This window comes from Nocardiopsis coralli, assembly GCF_014892575.1.
Classification (GTDB): Bacteria; Actinomycetota; Actinomycetes; order Streptosporangiales; family Streptosporangiaceae; genus Nocardiopsis; species Nocardiopsis coralli.
On the sequence record NZ_JADBGI010000031.1, the window covers coordinates 41,616 to 58,900 of the forward strand.

Annotated in this window: 13 protein-coding genes; 9 read left to right on the top strand and 4 right to left on the bottom strand. The window is 70.3% G+C overall.

From position 1 onward, the window contains the following. The first annotated feature begins 101 nt into the window (after window positions 1-101). The 5 genes from IDM40_RS25145 to IDM40_RS25165 all read left to right on the top strand — a co-directional run bounded on the left by IDM40_RS25145 (window position 102) and on the right by IDM40_RS25165 (window position 6,659). Window positions 102-878 carry an SDR family NAD(P)-dependent oxidoreductase gene (locus IDM40_RS25145; RefSeq protein ID WP_193124549.1) on the top strand — a complete coding sequence of 259 codons (777 nt, stop codon included), beginning with the start codon at window positions 102-104 and terminating at the stop codon, window positions 876-878. A gap of 140 nt (window positions 879-1,018) precedes the next feature. Next, a complete protein-coding gene (locus IDM40_RS25150) occupies window positions 1,019-2,482 on the top strand; it encodes an FAD-binding oxidoreductase (protein ID WP_193124550.1) in 1,464 nt (487 codons plus the stop codon). Between the two features lie 147 nt (window positions 2,483-2,629). Then, entirely contained in the window at window positions 2,630-4,069 is a 1,440-nt protein-coding gene (locus IDM40_RS25155) for an FGGY-family carbohydrate kinase (RefSeq protein WP_193124551.1), read from the top strand. Window positions 4,070-4,326: 257 nt separating this feature from the next. Next, window positions 4,327-5,343, top strand: a complete 1,017-nt coding sequence (adhP, locus tag IDM40_RS25160; protein ID WP_193124552.1) for an alcohol dehydrogenase AdhP — start codon at window positions 4,327-4,329, stop codon at window positions 5,341-5,343. A gap of 29 nt (window positions 5,344-5,372) precedes the next feature. Next, the gene (locus IDM40_RS25165; RefSeq protein WP_193124553.1) at window positions 5,373-6,659 is read left to right on the top strand and encodes a GAF domain-containing protein; all 1,287 of its coding nucleotides are present in this window, start codon (window positions 5,373-5,375) and stop codon (window positions 6,657-6,659) included. A 141-nt stretch (window positions 6,660-6,800) separates the two neighbouring features. On the opposite strand, the gene IDM40_RS25170 is transcribed toward IDM40_RS25165, so the two are convergent. From IDM40_RS25170 to IDM40_RS25185, 4 genes are all read right to left on the bottom strand, one after another. Beyond that, complete coding sequence (locus IDM40_RS25170) at window positions 6,801-7,928, bottom strand: L-talarate/galactarate dehydratase (RefSeq protein ID WP_193124554.1); 1,128 nt, start codon at window positions 7,926-7,928, stop codon at window positions 6,801-6,803. Between the two features lie 89 nt (window positions 7,929-8,017). After that, window positions 8,018-9,691: a tripartite tricarboxylate transporter permease gene (locus IDM40_RS25175; protein ID WP_193124555.1), complete on the bottom strand. Its 1,674-nt coding sequence runs from the start codon at window positions 9,689-9,691 to the stop codon at window positions 8,018-8,020. A 28-nt stretch (window positions 9,692-9,719) separates the two neighbouring features. After that, on the bottom strand, window positions 9,720-10,310 hold the full coding sequence (locus IDM40_RS25180) for a tripartite tricarboxylate transporter TctB family protein (protein WP_193124556.1): 591 nt from the start codon (window positions 10,308-10,310) through the stop codon (window positions 9,720-9,722). Beyond that, window positions 10,307-11,314, bottom strand: coding sequence for a tripartite tricarboxylate transporter substrate binding protein (locus tag IDM40_RS25185; RefSeq protein ID WP_193124557.1), 1,008 nt, complete (start codon window positions 11,312-11,314; stop codon window positions 10,307-10,309). Before IDM40_RS25185 ends, IDM40_RS25180 begins: the two co-directional genes overlap by 4 nt. 184 nt (window positions 11,315-11,498) lie before the next feature. Between IDM40_RS25185 and IDM40_RS25190 the strand changes: the two genes are divergently transcribed. From IDM40_RS25190 to IDM40_RS25205, 4 genes are all read left to right on the top strand, one after another. Continuing rightward, window positions 11,499-12,398: a LysR family transcriptional regulator gene (locus IDM40_RS25190; RefSeq protein ID WP_193124558.1), complete on the top strand. Its 900-nt coding sequence runs from the start codon at window positions 11,499-11,501 to the stop codon at window positions 12,396-12,398. Between the two features lie 92 nt (window positions 12,399-12,490). Then, window positions 12,491-13,417 (top strand): 5-dehydro-4-deoxyglucarate dehydratase, encoded by a 927-nt coding sequence (gene kdgD, locus IDM40_RS25195; protein WP_193124559.1) that lies wholly within the window; start codon window positions 12,491-12,493, stop codon window positions 13,415-13,417. 118 nt (window positions 13,418-13,535) lie between these two features. Further along, on the top strand, window positions 13,536-15,173 hold the full coding sequence (locus IDM40_RS25200) for an aldehyde dehydrogenase (NADP(+)) (protein ID WP_193124560.1): 1,638 nt from the start codon (window positions 13,536-13,538) through the stop codon (window positions 15,171-15,173). Then, window positions 15,170-16,498 carry an enolase C-terminal domain-like protein gene (locus IDM40_RS25205; RefSeq protein ID WP_193124561.1) on the top strand — a complete coding sequence of 443 codons (1,329 nt, stop codon included), beginning with the start codon at window positions 15,170-15,172 and terminating at the stop codon, window positions 16,496-16,498. The genes IDM40_RS25200 and IDM40_RS25205 overlap by 4 nt, the downstream gene beginning before the upstream one ends. Window positions 16,499-17,285: the final 787 nt, after the last annotated feature.

Below are 17,285 nucleotides of genomic sequence, written 5' to 3' on the forward strand. Positions count from 1 at the left end.
CGACATCTCTCGCACTGCACGGCCCGACCGGACCCGACTCGACCCGACCCGGCCGCCCCCCGCGGGCACAGCGCCGGGCCCGCACCCGAAGGACCTCACCCATGGACATCAGCGAATTCAACACCGGCTTCTTCTCGCTGGAGGGCAAGAACGCCGTCGTCACCGGAGGCAACACCGGCCTCGGCCAGGCCTTCTCCGTGGCCCTGGCCAAAGCCGGCGCGAACGTCTTCGTCCCCTCCGTCACCGAGGACGACGGAACCACCCGCCGGCTCATCGAGGCCGCCGGGCGACGCATGGAATTCCTGCACAGCGACCTGACCGAGCGCGGGGCTCCCCGCCGCATCGTGGACGGCTGTGTCGAAGTGTTCGGTTCGATCGACATCGTGGTCAACTCCGCCGGCATCAACAAGCTCGCCGAGGTCGAGGAGTTCGGCCGCGACGAGTGGGACCCGATGGTCGCCCTCAACCTGACCGCGCCGTTCGAGCTCAGCCGCGAGGCGAGCCGGCACATGATCCCGCAGCGCTCCGGCAAGATCATCAACATCGCGTCGCTGTTCTCGTTCCTCGGCGGGCAGCAGTCACCCGCCTACGCGGCGACCAAGCACGGCATCGCCGGGTTCACCAAGGCCTACTGCGACGAGCTCGCCCAGCACAACATCCAGGTCAACGCCATCGCGCCCGGCTACTTCGCCACGCCGCTCACCGAGGCGACGCGGTCGGACGCGGAATCGAACCAGCGGGTGCTCGACCACATCCCGGCCGGCCGCTGGGGCGACACCGCTGACCTGATGGGCACCGTCGTCTTCCTGGCCTCGCGCGCCTCCGACTACGTCAACGGCCACGTGCTGCCGGTCGACGGCGGCTACCTGGTCCGCTGATCCCGTCCGGATCCCGTCCGGGTTCCGTCCGGAGGTCCCGTCCTGAGCCCGCCCTGAACCGCCTCAACCCCGCGCACGTCCGCACCCCTCGAGCCCGCCCCGCCCGGGCCCACCGCACCAGACAAAGAGGTATGCACACCATGGCCGCATCGCGTTCCGCCCTGTCCCACGCGGACATCGTCGCCCAGCTCCGCAGCCTGCTCCCCGAGGGGCAGATCGTCACCGACGAGCAGCAGCTCAAGGAGGCCAGCGTCGACCGGTTCAAGAAGTACCAGTCGGTGCACGGCATCTACGACGGCCCGTTCCCGGTCGCGATCGTCAACGCACGCAGCACGGACGACATCTCGAAGGTCCTCGCCTTCGCCGACGAGAACCTGATCAACATCGTCGCCCGCACCGGACGCACCGGCACCGAGGGCGGGCTGGAGACCTCCGTCGAGCACACCATCGTCCTGGACGGCTCCGGCCTCGACGAGATCATCCGGATCGACGCCGAGAACATGCAGGCGACCGTCGGCGCCGGCGTGCAGCTCCAGGACCTGGAGGACGAGCTGCGCAAGCAGGGCCTGACCACCGGCCACTCCCCGCAGTCCAAGCCGCTCGCCCAGTACGGCGGCCTGGTCGCCACCCGCTCCATCGGGCAGTTCTCCACCCTCTACGGAGCCATCGAGGACATGGTGGTCGGCCTGGAGGCGGTCTTCCCCGACGGGTCGGTCTCGCGCATCAAGAACGTGCCGCGGCGCGCCGCCGGCCCCGACATCCGCCACATCGTCATCGGTAACGAGGGCGCCCTCGCCTACGTCACCGAGGTGACCGTCAAGGTCTTCACGTACCAGCCCGAGAACAACGAGTTCCACGGGTTCCTGGTCGACGACATGGCCACCGGCATCGCCGCGATCCGCTCCGTCGTGGTGAACGGCTTCAAGCCCTCCGTGGTGCGTGTCTACTCGCCGGAGGACGCCCGCCAGCACTTCGCTGACTTCTACGACGGCAAGGTCGTCGTGGTGTTCGTCGCCGAGGGGCCGAAGGGCATCGTGCAGGCCACCAGCGAGGAGATCCTCCGGGTCATGGGCGGGCACCCGCACACCGTGGTCGACCCGAAGCGCATCGAGAGCTGGTTCGACAACCTGAACTGGGGCGTCGACAAGATCGAGGCCGAGAAGCGGGCGATGCTGGAGTCGAACGAGCTCGGGTACACCACCGAGGTGTCCGTGGACTGGTCGCGCACGGTCGAGCTGTACGACAGCGTCATGCACCGGATCCGCACGGAGTTCCCGGCGGCCGACGACCTGACGATGCTGGGCGCGCACTCCTCGCACAGCTACCAGACCGGCACCAACCTGTACTTCGTGTACGACTACACGATCAACTGCGAGCCGCGCGAGGAGATCACCACCTACCACGAGCCGCTGAACAGGATCATCGTGGAGGAGGCGCTGAAGGTCGGGGGCTCGATGGTGCACCACCACGGTGTCGGCAAGTACCGCGCACCGTGGATCACCCAGGAGCACGGCAGCGCCTACCCGGTGCTGGAGGCGCTGAAGTCCGTCTTCGACCCCAACGGCATCATGAACCGGGGCACGATCTTCCCGACGGACGCCTGAGCAGGCCGTTCGCGGTCTCCCGCCGCTGTCCCCGCCGGGGCGGCGCCCAGCACCGTTTTCTCGTCAGCGTCGCCCGGGCACCCGCGCCCGTCACCGTCGTCCCTGCATCCTCGTCGCCCCGGCACCAGTCCTCGCAACGGAGCACACATGTCCGACACCCGCCCCCGCTACCTCATCGCGATCGACAACGGCTCGCAGTCCTCCAAGGTCACCGTCTTCGACCAGCACGGCACCGCCGTCAGCGAGGGTGTCCAGGAGCTCCGTCCCTGCCACACGCCCCGTCCGGGGGTGGTGGAGCATCCGGACGACGACCTGTGGACCTCCATCGGCGAGGCCGCCCGCCGTGCCATGGCCGGCTTCACGGGGGACCCGGCCGACATCGCCGGCGTCGGGCTGTGCACGATCCGCTTCTGCCGGGCGGTGCTCAAGGGGGACGGGAGCCTCGCGCAGCCGGTGATGAGCTGGATGGACGAGCGGGTGTCGCGCCCGTACGAGCACACCGACCCGGCTGCGGCCAAGGTGACCGCGTCCTCCGGCTACATCACCCATCGGATGACGGGGCACTTCCGGGACACCGCCGCGAACTACGCGGGGCTGTGGCCGCTGGACCCCGACACCTGGCGGTGGAGCGAGGACGAGTCGGTGCTGAAGTCCTTCGGTGCTCCGCGGGAGATGCTGATGGAGCTCGTCCTGCCGGGGGAGGTGCTCGGCGAGGTGACCCGGGAGGCGGCGGAGCACACCGGTATCCCGGCGGGGTTGCCGGTCGTGGCCACCGCCAACGACAAGGCGGTCGAGGCGCTGGGGTGCGGACTGCGCAGCCCTGACACGCTCCTGGTGTCGCTGGGCACCTACGTGGCGGGGATGACGACGGGCGACTGCTATATCCCTGATGGGGACGGGTTCTGGAGCAACTACGCCTCGGTCCCGCACGCGTACCTGTACGAGAGCGACGGGGTGCGCCGCGGGATGTGGACCGTGAGCTGGTACCGGGACCTGCTCGGGGAGGAGGCGGTCGCCCAGGCGCGGGCCGAGGGGGTGTCGGCCGAGGAGTACCTGAACGCCGGGGCCGCTGCGGTGCCGCCCGGGAGCGATGGGCTGATCACGGTGCTGGACTGGTTGGCGCCGACCGATGCGCCCTTCCGCAAGGGCAGCATCATCGGCTTCGACGGGCGCCAGGGCAAGCACCACATCCACCGGTCGATCCTGGAGGCGTTGGCGCTGACCGTGCACGAGGCGGCCGAGCGCATGGGGGCGGCGTTGGGCACCGAGTTCCGGGAGGTGGTCGTGTCGGGTGGCGGGTCCAACTCTGACCTGGTGCTGCAGATCTTCGCGGACGTGTTCGGGGTGCCCGCGCAGCGCTCGGCCGTCGCCGGCGCGGCCGGATTGGGTGCTGCTGTGTGTGCCGCTGTCGGTACGGGGGTGTACCCGGACCACGACCGGGCGGTCGAGGCGATGGTGCGGGGCGGGGAGGTGTTCGCGCCCGACGCGGAGAACCACGACCTGTACCGGCGGCTCGGTGCGATCCACCGCGAGGTGCGGGCGCACACGGATCCGGTGTTCCGGCGCACGCACGAGATCTTCGGCTGAGCGGTTCCCCGTCTGCTCAGCACCGACCCCCACGTCGGGAACCCCTGGTGGAGAGGGATGCGATCAAGCATCAACCTCCGTCGGGGGTCTGGCGCTCACCCTGTGCACCCGCCCGATCCGGGCCATTCTCTTGCAACCTGCCTGCAACGATCGTGTCACTAACGTGACGGGCGTCACTAAGAAAAGGCGTGCGACCGTCGGCTGTCGGGTGAACGCTCCCGGCGGCACGGACCCCGCCCCGACCCTCAGGGAGCGCCGTGAAAACAGCCGTTGTCAAGGACTTCACCCAACCCTTGTCCGTCGAAGACCTGGATGCCCCCGACCCGGGTCCGGACCAGGTACTCGTCCAGGTGGAGGCCTCCGGCCTCTGCCACACGGACATCCACGCCGCCCGCGGCGACTGGCCGATCAAGCCCTCTCCGCCGTTCATACCCGGCCACGAGGGCGTCGGCATCGTCCGCAAGGCCGGCGAACAGGTCCGCCATGTGCGAGTCGGCGACCGCGTCGCCATCGCCTGGCTCGCCCAGGCTTGCGGGCGTTGCGACCACTGCGTCACCGGACACGAGACTCTGTGCGAGGAGCAGCTCAACAGCGGCTACTCCGTCGACGGTGCCTACGCCGAATACGCGGTGGCGTACGGCGACTACGTCGTGCGGGTCCCCGAGGGCATCGACCCGCTCGATGCCGCACCGCTCTCTTGCGCCGGTGTGACGACCTACAAGGCGCTCAAGGTATCCGGCGCTCGCCCGGACACGCGTGTACTCATCTCGGGTATCGGCGGGCTGGGTCACCTCGCTCTGCAGTACGCCAAGGTGTTCGGCGCCGAGACCATCGCGGTGGACGTCACCGACGCGAAGCTCGAACTCGCCCGGGAGTTGGGCGCCGACCACGTCATCGACGCGCGCACCGCCGATGTGCCGAGCGAGGTGCACCGCCTCGGAGGAGCTGACGCGGCCATCGGTGTCGCTGTGAGCAACGCGGCGTTGCGTGCCGCTTACGGGTCCCTGCGCCGCGGCGGTGCCTTGGTTCTCGTGGCCCTGCCCGAGGACGGCGCGCTCGAACTTCCCGTGTTCGAGCACGTCCTGGGCGGCAAGAAGGTCATCGGCTCGATCGTCGGCACGCGAGAGGACCTTGCCGAGGTGTTCCGCCTGCACCAGCGCGGCCTCACCCGCGTCATCCGCGAAGCGCGCCGGCTGGACGACGTCAACGACTGCTTCGAGGAGGTGCTCGCCGGGTCGGTCTCCGCGCGGCTGGTGTTCGACTTGCGGAGCTGAACCATCACGCGGGCCGGAGGGAGACGCGTATGCCCGGACACACGGCAGGACCCGTCCGACGGCCGGGGCCGGACCCCGTGACCGAGCGCCGCGCCGTCGCTGCCGCTCACGACCGGTTCCTGTCCTCCGGGTGGTCGCCCTCCCGCCTGCGCCCTCTGGTGCGCGAGTCCTGGGAGCGATCGGTCAGCAGCGGGGTCGACCCCGATGGGGTACGGCCCCGCGTCGATCTCGGCTCGAGCGACCTGGGCGCCCTGCGCGAGGCCCACCCGCTCGCTCCCCTCCTGCCCCTCTTCCGCCGACTGCTGTTGGAATCCGCGCCGGACAGCGGTCACATCGCCGCGCTCGGCGACTCGGGAGGCCGGCTGCTCTGGGTGGACGGCGATCGTACACTGCGTTCTCGGGCCGAAGGGATGCACTTCGTCGAGGGCGCGGACTGGCGGGAGCAGGCCGCGGGCACCAACGCCCCCGGTCTGGCCCTCGCCCTGGACCAAAAGGTGCAGATCTTCGCCACCGAGCACTTCGGGCGCAACGTCCAACCGTGGAGCTGTTCGGCAGCACCGGTGCACGACCCTGACACCGGCGCGCTACTCGGCGTACTCGACCTCACCGGCGACGACTCCGCCGCCTCGCCCCACGCACTGGCTCTCGTCCAAGCCACTGCGACCGCCGCGGAGAGCGAACTGCGGCTCCTCCGCCTGCGCGGCGCGGCCCCAGGGCCCGCCCAGCTACCCGACGACCTCATGGGGTCCCGGGCAGTGCTGCACGTCCTGGCCCGCGACAAGGCTGCACTGCAGGTAGACGGCAGAACCGTGGAACTGAGCACCCGCCACTCCGAGCTCCTCCTTCTGCTCGCCCGGCACCCCCACGGCCTCACCGGCGACGCCTTCACCGCTCTGCTGCGCGAACACGACGCCTCCCCCGTCACCATCCGCGCCGAGATGTCCCGCCTGCGCCGCCTGCTCGGCGACCAATTCCTCGCTTCCCGGCCCTATCGGTTGAACGTCCCGGTCTCCACCGACGCCGATGAAGTCCACCGCCTCCTCGCCCGCGGGGAGCACAACGCCGCCTTCCGGGCGTACCCGGGCCCGGTCCTGCCCCGTTCCGTGGCGCCGGGAGTCACGGACGTCCGGGACGAGCTCACAGCCGAGCTCCGCTCCGTGCTCGCCTCGGCCGCCGCCGACGACGCACTCACGAGCTGGGCCGGCCGCCCGGACGGACGCGAAGACCCACGCGTCCTGCGAGCAGCGCTGAGCACACTTCCGCAACGCTCTCCACGCGCCACGATCCTCCGCGCCCACCTCGACAGACTGGCCTGAATCGACGCTCAGGAGGAACGGTCAGGCGTCGGCCCGACCCCGGTAGCAGTCCCGGGGTTCGTGGTGTTCCCCGGGCGGGCGGGGATATCCGCGTGCGCGGGGAGCGACGAGGGTTCTCCTGCTCCTACTGGTCTCTTACTCCTACGCCTGCCCGAAGCTGATGGACTCCGTCGTCCACGCGCGGGCTTGCTCCGACATCGTCACCCCGAGCCCCGGACGGTCGGGCACCAGCATCCGCCCGTCCTTCGTCTCCAACCGCTCGTTGAACAGCGGGTCCAGCCAGTCGAAGTGCTCCACCCACGTCTCCCGCGGGTAGCAGGCCGCCAGGTGCAGGTGGATCTCCATCGCGAAGTGCGGCGCCAGATCCAGACCACGCTGATCAGCAAGGGTCATCAACCGCAGGAACTGCGTAATACCCCCGACCCGCGGCGCGTCCGGCTGAATGATGTCGCACGCGGCACCGTCGATCAGCCGCTCGTGCTCAGCAACGGACGCCAGCATCTCGCCCGTCGCAATGGGGGTGTCCAGGGTGCGCGTCAGCCGCGCATGACCCTCGACGTCATAGGCGTCCAACGGCTCCTCGATCCACGTCAGATCGAACTCCTCCAACCGCCGACCCATACGCAGCGCCGTCGTGCGGTCCCACTGCTGGTTCGCGTCCACCATCAGCGGAACATCGTCACCGATGTGCTCCCGAACCCCACGCACCCGCCGCAGGTCCTCGGCGTTGTCCGGCAGCCCCACCTTGATCTTGACCGCCCCGATCCCCTCGTCGAGAGACCGGGTCGCCCGCTCCTTCACCTCGTCCAGCGACGCGTTCAAGAACCCGCCCGACGTGTTGTACGTACGCACCGAATCCCGGTGCGCCCCGAGCAGCTTCGCGAGCGGCAACCCGGCACGCTTGGCCTTCAGGTCGTACAGCGCCACGTCGAACGCCGCCAGCGCCTGCGTCGCCAGACCCGAACGCCCCACGGACGCCCCCGCCCACTGCAGCTTGGTGATCAACCGTCCGATGTCGTTCGGGTCCTCACCGATCAGCCCCTCGGCGACCTCGGCGGCGTGCGCGTACTGCGCGGGCCCGCCGGCCCGCTTCGAGTAACTGAAACCCAGTCCGTGCTGGTCCTGCTCGGTGGAAATCTCGGCGAACAGGAACACGACCTCGGTCATCGGCTTCTGCCGTCCGGTGAAGACCTTCGCGTCGGAGATCGCGTTCCGCAGCGGCAGTGTGACCGAGGACAGCGAGACCCGACGGATCGAGTCAGCAGGCATGGGGGCTCCTTCGTCTTCATCAGTGGTCAGGAAGGTAAGGGTGGGGTCTGGGGAAGGGGCTCCGAGCCGGACGGCCCGGAGCCCTGTGGTCAGGTCCGGTCGGAGCCGCCGGGGGAGGAGGGACCATCACCGGAACCCGAACCGGTCCTGGCGTCGACCGCGTGGTCCGGGCCGTCGCTGTCGCCGCCGTTGGCGTTGCCCGCGCCGCGATCCGCGCCGTCCGAGCCGTCGTCGCCCTTGGCAGAGACCCCGGTCGGCACGCCCCCGATCAGGTCGGGCCGCCGCGACTTCACCAGCTTCACCACGATCGGCACCAGCACGACCAGCAGGAACACACCCAGCAGCGTCATCGCGATGGGGTGCCCGGTCACCCGGGTGACATCGCCGTCGAACATCAGCAGCGAGCGGCGGAAGTTGTCCTCCAGCAGCGATCCGAGCACGAACGCCAGCACCAGCGGCGCCGGGTCGAACCCGTACTTCTTCATCAGGTAACCGAGCACGCCGAAGACGATCACCACCATCACCTCGAAGATGCGGTTGCTGATGGTGAAGGCACCGATGCACACGATCAGCACGATGATCGGCGACAGGATCGCCGTGCGCACGTACAGGATGCGCACGAACAGCCCGATCAGCGGGATCGCCAGGATCAGCAGCACCATGTTTCCGAGGTACATCGAGTTGATGACGCCCCACACCAGGTCCGGGTCGGTCGTCATCAACTGCGGCCCGGGGGTGATGCCCTGGATCAGCAGCGCGCTGAACATGACCGCCATGGTCGCGTTCGCGGGGATACCGAGCGTCAGCAGAGGAACGAACGAGGACGTGGCCGCGGCACTGTTCGCCGTCTCCGGCCCGGCCACACCCTGGATCGCGCCCCTGCCGAACGGCGTCTTCGTCTTCCCCTTGCCGAGGCGCTTCTCGATGCCGTACGAGGCCATCGCGGAAACCGTGGCACCGCCGCCGGGCAGCAGCCCCAGCAGGAACCCGAGCACACCCCCGCGGCCGATCGACCCGGCCGACTCCTGCATGGTGGATTTGGACGGCAGCACCCGGTCGGTGGCCACGGGCATGCTCGTGGCGTTGCGGCGGCGCTCCAGGTTGTGCAGGATCTCCGCCAGCCCGAACACACCCATCGCGATCGGCACGAACTGCAGCCCGTCGGTGAGCTCCAGGTTCCCTGCCGTGTACCGCAGCTCGCCGGTGAACGCGTCGCGCCCGATCGTGGCCAGCAGCAGACCGACCGCCGCAGCGGCCAGCGCCTTGAGCTTGGAACCGTTGCCGATGGTGGCGACCAGCATGATGCCGAGCAGCGTCAGGGCGGTGTACTCGGGCGGGCCGAACTCCAGCGCAAAACCGGCGATGGCCTGGGCGACCAGGGTCAACACGACGATCGAGACCGTGCCCCCGACGAAGGAGGAGACGGCACCCACGCCGAGTGCCTTGCCGGCCTGGCCCTTCTGCGCGAGGGGATACCCCTCCAACGCGGTCACCGCCGAGGACGTCTCGCCGGGCAGCTTCAGCAGAACAGCGGTGACGGTGCTCCCGTAACTCCCGCCGTAGAAGATGCCGGCGAGCATGATGATCGAGGGGATCGGATCCATGCTGTAGGTCAGCGGCAGCAGGATCGCGATGGTGGCGGCGGGCCCGAGGCCGGGCAGGACGCCGATGGCCATGCCGGCGATCACGCCGATCAGGCAGAAGACCAGGTTCTCGGGCTCGAGGAGGACTTCGAACCCCTGGATCACGGGCGTGAAATCCATGGTGGAACGCCTTTCAGGGGGATGAGGGTCAGAAGAGGCGGGGGATCGGGACGGCGAGCCCGTACACGAAGGTCAGGTAGAACACCGCGACCGCGATCACCGAGATCGGCACCGACAGGCGCAGCTTCTCCTGCCCCAACACGCTCATCCAGAAGACCAGCAGGGCGACGGAGGGGAGCTCGAAGCCGACGTAGGGGAAGAGCTGCACGGCCACGGCCAGCGCGACGACGGCGACCGCAACGGCGACCGCGTCCTTCGTGATCGGTTCGGCGTCGGTGAAAGTGGCCGCACGGGCCGCGATGAGCAGGCCGATCACGATCAGGATCATCGACACGATGCCGGGCCACGTGCCGGCGCCGGGCTGGGAGAGCGAGCCTAGGCCGAGGTCCAGGGCGACGGCGAGGGTGCCGACCCCGGTGAGGGCGACGACGGCGCCGCAGACGAGGTTGGTGGTGCGGCCGGCGCGGGGGGTGTCGTCCGCGCTCTCTTCCGGGCCGTGGTCCGCGGCTGGGTCCGTGGGCTGGCCCGTGGAGTGGCCTGTGGCCTGGTCCGGGGCGGTCCCGGCGCCGGATGCCTCGGCAGCCCCGCCGCCGTTGCCGTCCTGGGCGGTGTCCGTCATGCGTCCTCACCTCCGAGGTCGAGGCCGTTCTCCTCGATGCGCTGCGCGTACTCGTCGGCCATCCCGGTCCACTGCTCCTCGACCTCCTCACCGGAGATCTCCTCGGGCGTCAGGTAGTTCTCGTCGTTGAACCCCTGGTAGTCCTCGGTGGCGGCGATCTCCTCGAAGCCCTCGCGCAGGGTGTCCTTGACGTCCTCCGGAGCGTCCGCGGGCATCGCGACGGCGCGGTACTGCGCGACCGGGATGTCGTAACCCTCCTCCACGGCGGTGGGCACGTCCTCCAGGTGCTCGTTGCGCTCGTCGGAGAAGATCACCAGAGGCGTGGCCGTGCCCGCCTCGATCTGCGGCATCGCCTCGCCGACCTGGACGGTGGCCACGTCCACCTGCCCGCCCATCACAGCGGTCAGCGCCGGGGCACCGCTGTCGAAGGGCACCTCGTTGCCCTCGATGCCGGCCTCCTCGAAGAGCAGCAGCTGCGCGAGCTGGCTCCCGGTGCCGATACCGGCGGTGCCGTAGGAGATGTCGCCGCTATCGGCCTCGACGTCCTCGACGCTCTCGTAACCGGTGTCGGCGTTGGCGACCATGATGTAGTCGTCGCGCGAGAGCCCCATGATCACGTCGAGGTCGTCCATGGAGACGGCCTCCTCCTCGGGCACGACCTGCGCGGTCGTGGTGATGAGGGTGGAGTTGAGCAGCGTGAGCTCGTAACCGTCGGGGTTCTGGTTCGCGACCTGCTGCGTGGCGATCGCGCCGTTCGCGCCGGGCTGGTTCTCCACCGGCATCGAGACACCGAACGCGTCCTGCGCCCCCTCGGCGAGGGCCCGCGCGATGAGGTCGGTGCTGCCGCCGGGCTCCTGGCCGACGGTCAGCGTGATGGGTTCTGCGGGGTAGTCGCCGCCCCCGACCGCGCCGTCGGTGACCCCACCGCAGGCGACGAGACCCAGAGAGAGGCCGCCGGCGACAACGGCGGCGAGTGGACGGCGCGAACACGAGCACCAGGACATGGGGGCCTCCTCGAGGGGCGGTGATGCGCGGGTGGCTGTTCCGGGGGAGTAGGGGCGTCGCTCCCGTTGTGGGCGGCGCCACACCGTTCTGGTTTCTCAGAGGTTAAGGAACAGTCGTGATGCCTGTCTAAGCCCGAAATCGTATAGCTTGATACCTTCCGTGCATTGCAGAAGGGGGCGTCGAATGCTCACGCTCGACCAGGCCCGCGCCTTCGTCGCCGTCGCCGAGGAAGGCCACTTCGGGCGGGCGGCCGAACGGCTCCACATGACGCAGCCTCCGCTGAGCCGACAGATCCAGAAACTGGAGAAGTCGCTGGGCGTCACGCTGTTCCTCCGAGAACCCCGCGGGGTGAAACCGACGGCTGCGGGGGAGGCGTTCCGCGACGAATGTGTACAGCTGCTGGAGATGGCCGAACGCGCACCCCAGCGGGCCCGCCTCATCGCCTCGGGCAAGGTCGGTCTGGTGCGGCTCGGTTACACCGCGGCCTCCGGGCTCAGCGTGCTCGGGCCCGTGCTCGCGCGCATCAAGGAGGCCGCCCCGGACGTGACGGTCGAGTTGCACGAGATGGTCACCGCCGCGCAGCTCGAGGCGATGCGCAACGGGGCGATCGACATCGGTCTTGCCCGCCCGCCGTTCCAGATCGAGGACGTGGAGTCCGCACTTCTGCTGACCGAGGCCCTGGTCGTGGCCGTGCCGAGCGGCCACCGGTTCGCCGAGCGGGGCACCCCCGTCTCCGGGCACGAACTGCGCCGCGAAGCCATGATCATGTACTCCGCCGAGCAGGCCCGCTACTTCCGCGACCTGGTGGTCGACCTCGTCGACGTGCGGTCGGACCAGGTGGCGCACACCGCGACCCAGATCCTCACCGTGGTCGCCCTCGTCAGCGCAGGCCACGGTGTGGCCCTGGTCCCGCAGTCCACGCAGCACCTGGGGCTGCCCGGGGTCGAGATGGTGCCGCTGCGGGAGTCGCCGGCGGACGCGGTGCAGCTGCACGCGGTGTGGCTGTCGACGTCGACCAACCCCGCGCTGCGCCACGTGCTCCCCGTGCTGCAGGAACCGGTCGACGCCCCACCGATGCAGTGAAGGTATCGGCGCATACGAATTATGGCTTGGACAGGCATCACACGGCGTTCCTAGCGTGAGGAACGTCCAACCCCTTCCCCTGGAGGTCCCTGATGCCGGACTACACGCCTGTCGAGCTCGCCGACATCCTCAAGGACGGCCTTCTGTCCTTCCCGGTCACGCCTTTCGACACCGATCACCAGGTGGACCGGGCCGCCCTCGTCGAGCACCTGGAGTGGCAGTCCGGTTTCGACATCGGCGGCCTGTTCATCGCCGGCGGCACCGGTGAGGGTTTCTCGCTCTCCTTCGACGAACACCGCCTGGTCACACGCACGGCGGTCGAGACGGTCCGCGACGGCGTTCCGGTGATCGGCTCCGCCGGTGGCAACACGGCGCAGGCGGTGGCGCTCGCCCAGCAGGCCGAGGCGGCCGGCGCCGACGGTCTGCTGCTGTTGCCGCCGTACCTGACCGAATCGACGCAGGAGGGCCTGTACGCGCACGTGGAGGCCGTGCTGCGGGCCACGGACATCGGCGTGATCCTCTACAACCGCGCCAACGCCATCTACGCCGCCGACACGGTTGCGCGGCTGGCCGAGGTCCACCCGAACCTGATCGGGTTCAAGGACGGCGTCGGTGACTTCGAGCAGCTCGCGCGCGTGCGGTCGGCCAACGGCGACCGGCTCTTCTACCTCGGCGGGCTGCCCACCGCCGAGACGTTCGCCCTCCCGCTGCTGCAGGTCGGGATGAGCACGTACTCCTCGGCGATGTTCAACTTCGTGCCGGAGTTCGCGCTGGAGTTCTACCGGGACGTGCGGGCGCAGGACCGCGAGGCCGTGCAGCGCAAGCTCACCGACTTCGTGCTCCCGTACCTGGACATCCGGGACCGCGGGAAGGGGTACGGGGTGTCGATCGTCAAGGCGGGGCTGCGTGCGGTCGGCCGCGACGCCGGGCCGGTGCGCCCGCCGCTGCGCGACCTGTCCGAGGAGGAGCAGGGCCGGTTGAACGCGCTGGTCGGGGCGGTGGCCCCGGTCGGGGCCTAGACACACCCCCGGGGATCTTGCTACCAGAGCAGGGTTCAGCGCCGATATTGGCTCCAGTAGCAAGATCCCCGCCCCCGAAGCGCATCCGCATGCAGCTCGCCACCACAGGGACCACACCATGAGCAGCACGAACGACCAGACACACCACTCCCTGATCGCCGGTGCACCCGTCGCCGGAACCGACGGGACCACCCGAGCCGTCGACCCCGCCCGCAACGCTGCGTCCGGCCCCGAGTTCAGCCTGCTCGACAACGGCCAGGTCGCCGAGGCCACCCGCGCAGCCGCCGACGCGTTCGCCGGCTTCCGCACGGTCACCCCCGAGGCGCGCGCCGCGTTCCTGGAGACCGCGGCCGAGCGCATCGAGCAGTCCGGCGCGGAGATCATCGCAAACGCCATGCGCGAGACCGGACTTCCCGAGGCCCGCCTGCAGGGCGAGCTCGCCCGGACCGCGAACCAACTGCGGCTCTTCGCGAAGGTCGCCCGGGCCGGCGACCACCACGGGGTGCGCATCGAACCCGCTCTTCCTGACCGCAAGCCCCTGCCCCGCCCCGACCTGCGCCAACGCACACTTCCGCTGGGGCCGGTGGCCGTTTTCGGGGCGTCGAACTTCCCGCTGGCGTTCTCCGTGGCGGGCGGCGACACCGCCTCGGCGCTCGCGGCCGGGTGCCCGGTCGTGGTCAAGGCGCACAACGCGCACCCCGCGACGAGCCTGCTCGTGGGACAGGCGCTGTCCGCCGCCGTCGCCGACCACGGGCTTCCCGCGGGTGTCTTCTCCCTGGTCTACGGCCGCGGGAACGCCATCGGGCAGGCGCTGGTCTCCGACCCCCGCATCAAGGCCGTCGGCTTCACCGGGTCGCGGCGCGGAGGCACTGCGCTGATGGCCACCGCCGCCGCCCGCCCCGAACCGATCCCCGTGTTCGCGGAGATGAGCTCGGTCAACCCGGTCTTCGTACTGCCCTCGGCGATCGCGGGCGGGCGCGACGCCCTGGCCGACGGGTTCGTGACGTCGCTGAACGGATCGGCCGGACAGCTGTGCACCGCCCCGGGCCTGCTCTTCGTGCCGGAAGGCAGCGACGGCGACGACCTGGTCTCCCGGGTCACCGAGAAGCTCTCGGCCGCCGCCGGCACGACCATGCTGACCCCCGACATCTGCTCCGCGCGCGTGGACGGGGAGAAGACGCTCGCCTCCGTCGACGGGGTGGGTGAGCTGGGCCGCGGCGGTGACGGGGACGGTTCGAACGCCCCTGCGCCCGCCGTGTACACGACCGACGTGGAGACCTTCGCCAAGAGCCCGGAACTCTCCGACGAGGTCTTCGGCGCCGTCTGCCTCGTGGTCCGCTACGCCTCGGCCGGGCAACTGCCGTCCGTGGCGGCGGAGCTCGAGGGGCAGCTGACCGCCACCGTGTGGATCGGAGCCGGGAGCGACACGGACACCGGCTCGGGCGCCGACCACCAGTCGGCGCGGGACCTGCTCGAAGCCCTGGAACTGCGCGCCGGCCGCGTGCTGTTCAACGGCTGGCCCACCGGGGTCGACGTCGGCGACGCCATGGTGCACGGCGGCCCGTACCCGGCGACCTCGGACGGGCGGTCCACGTCGGTCGGCGCGGCCGCCATCGAGCGTTTCCTGCGTCCGGTCGTCTACCAGAACGTGCCCGAAGCGCTGCTGCCCGCGCCCGTGCGGGGGCACAACCCCTGGAACCTGACCCGCCGGGTCGACGGCGCCACCGTGGTCGCCGGTGAGGAGGAGAACGCATGAGCAGCCACGGTCCCCGCGTCGCCCAGGTCGAGGTCGTTCCGGTCGCCGGCCACGACTCGATGCTGCTGAACCTGTCCGGGGCGCACGGCCCGTACTTCACCCGCAACGTCGTCATCGTCACCGACGACGAGGGCCGGGTCGGGCTCGGGGAGGTGCCCGGCGGCGAGAAGATCACCGCGACCCTGCGCGAGGCCGGGGAGCTGGTGACCGGGCGCCCGGTGGCCCGGTTCCGGTCGGTGCTCCGGGAGGTCTCCGACGCCTTCGCCGACCGCGACGCCGGCGGGCGGGGCGAGCAGACCTTCGACCTGCGCACGACCGTGCACACGGTGACCGGGTTGGAGTCGGCGCTGCTGGACCTGCACGGGCAGCACCTCGGGGTTCCGGTGGCGGAGCTGCTCGGTGCCGGACAGCAGCGCTCCAGTGTTCCGATGCTCGGGTACCTGTTCTTCGTCGGGGACCCGGACGCCACCGACCTGCCGTACCTGCGAGAGGAATCCGGGGACGCGTGGGAGCGCAGGCGGCGCGAGGAGGCCATGGACGCCGACGGGGTCGTCGAGCTCGCGCGGGCCGCGCAGGAGCGGTACGGGTTCCGGGACTTCAAGCTCAAGGGCGGGGTGCTCAGCGGGGACGCGGAGGTCGACGTGGTCACCGCGCTGCACGCGGAGTTCCCGGAATCGCGCATCACGCTCGACCCCAACGCCGGGTGGCTGCTCGAGGAGGCGATCGGGTACGGGCGGCGGATGCGCGGGGTCGTCGCCTACGCCGAGGACCCGTGCGGGGCGGAAGGACGGTTCTCCGCACGTGAGGTCATGGCGGAGTTCAAGCGGGCCACCGGGCTGCCGACCGCCACCAACATGTGTGCGACCGACTGGCGGGAGATGGCGCACGCGGTGCGGACCGACGCGGTGGACATCCCGCTGGCGGACCCGCACTTCTGGACCATGGCCGGGTCGGTGCGGGTCGCGCAGTTGTGCGACGACTTCGGGCTGACCTGGGGGTCGCACTCCAACAACCACTTCGACATCTCGCTGGCGATGTTCACGCAGGTGGGTGCGGCGGCGCCGGGGCAGATCACGGCCCTGGACACGCACTGGATCTGGCAGGACGGGCAGCGGTTGACGCAGGCCCCGCCGGTGATCCGGGAAGGTGCGGTCGCGGTGCCGGACGCGCCCGGGTTGGGCGTGACGCTGGACCGGGAGCGGTTGGCGGAGGCGCACGAGTTGTATGTGCGGGAGGGGCTCGGCGCTAGGGATGATGCGGCGGCGATGCAGTTCCTGATCCCCGGTTGGGAGTTCGACCCGAAGAAGCCGTGCATGGTGCGGTGACTGTGCGACGTCGGGGTGCCGGCGGGAAGGCGCCCGTCGCGGGGGGGCTCCACCGGGGAGGGCCGAGGGCCACGGGTCATGGGGCTTGTGGCCGAGCTCGGTGAGGCTCCGGCGGGCGTCGGGTCTCGGGGCTTCGGGCCTCGGGGCCTGTACTGCCCGGGGGCGCCACGCGCCTTGTGCGCGACTGCCTGTGGGCTAGGCTCACTCGGAGGATTCGAGTGCCTACGGGATTGCCGAGGGCGGGCCCGACCTTGGTTGCAGAACCATAACGCGCTGCGTTGCCGCAGGTCGTTAAGGGTGCTCCCCGCGCACGTGGGGATGGACCGGCAAGGGCACCGCCGCCGACCAGGACGAGGCCGTGCTCCCCACGCACGTGGGGATGGTCCGCGACAGCTTGAGCCAGGCCTTGGGTGATGGAAGTGCTCCCCACGCACGTGGGGATGGACCGTTCACGATCGTGAAGCCGCGCGCCGCGAACTCGTGCTCCCCGCGCACGCGGGGATGGACCGTCGACCAGGTTCGGCCACCCGATCGCGATCGAGTGCTCCCCGCACACGCGGGGGTGGCCCCCGCATCACGTCTCACATGGTCGCGCGGGAGCGTTCAGCGACGGCGTGCTCCCCGCGCATGCGGGGATGGACCGGTGAGGGGGTCGGTATCGGAGTCGATGCGGGCGTGCTCCCCGCGCATGCGGGGATGGGCCTGACCGGGCCTCCGTCCCGAACGGCCTCGACAGCGCGATCCGCTGGCTCGGCCGTGACAGAGTCGGAATGGCCGTGACCAGCCG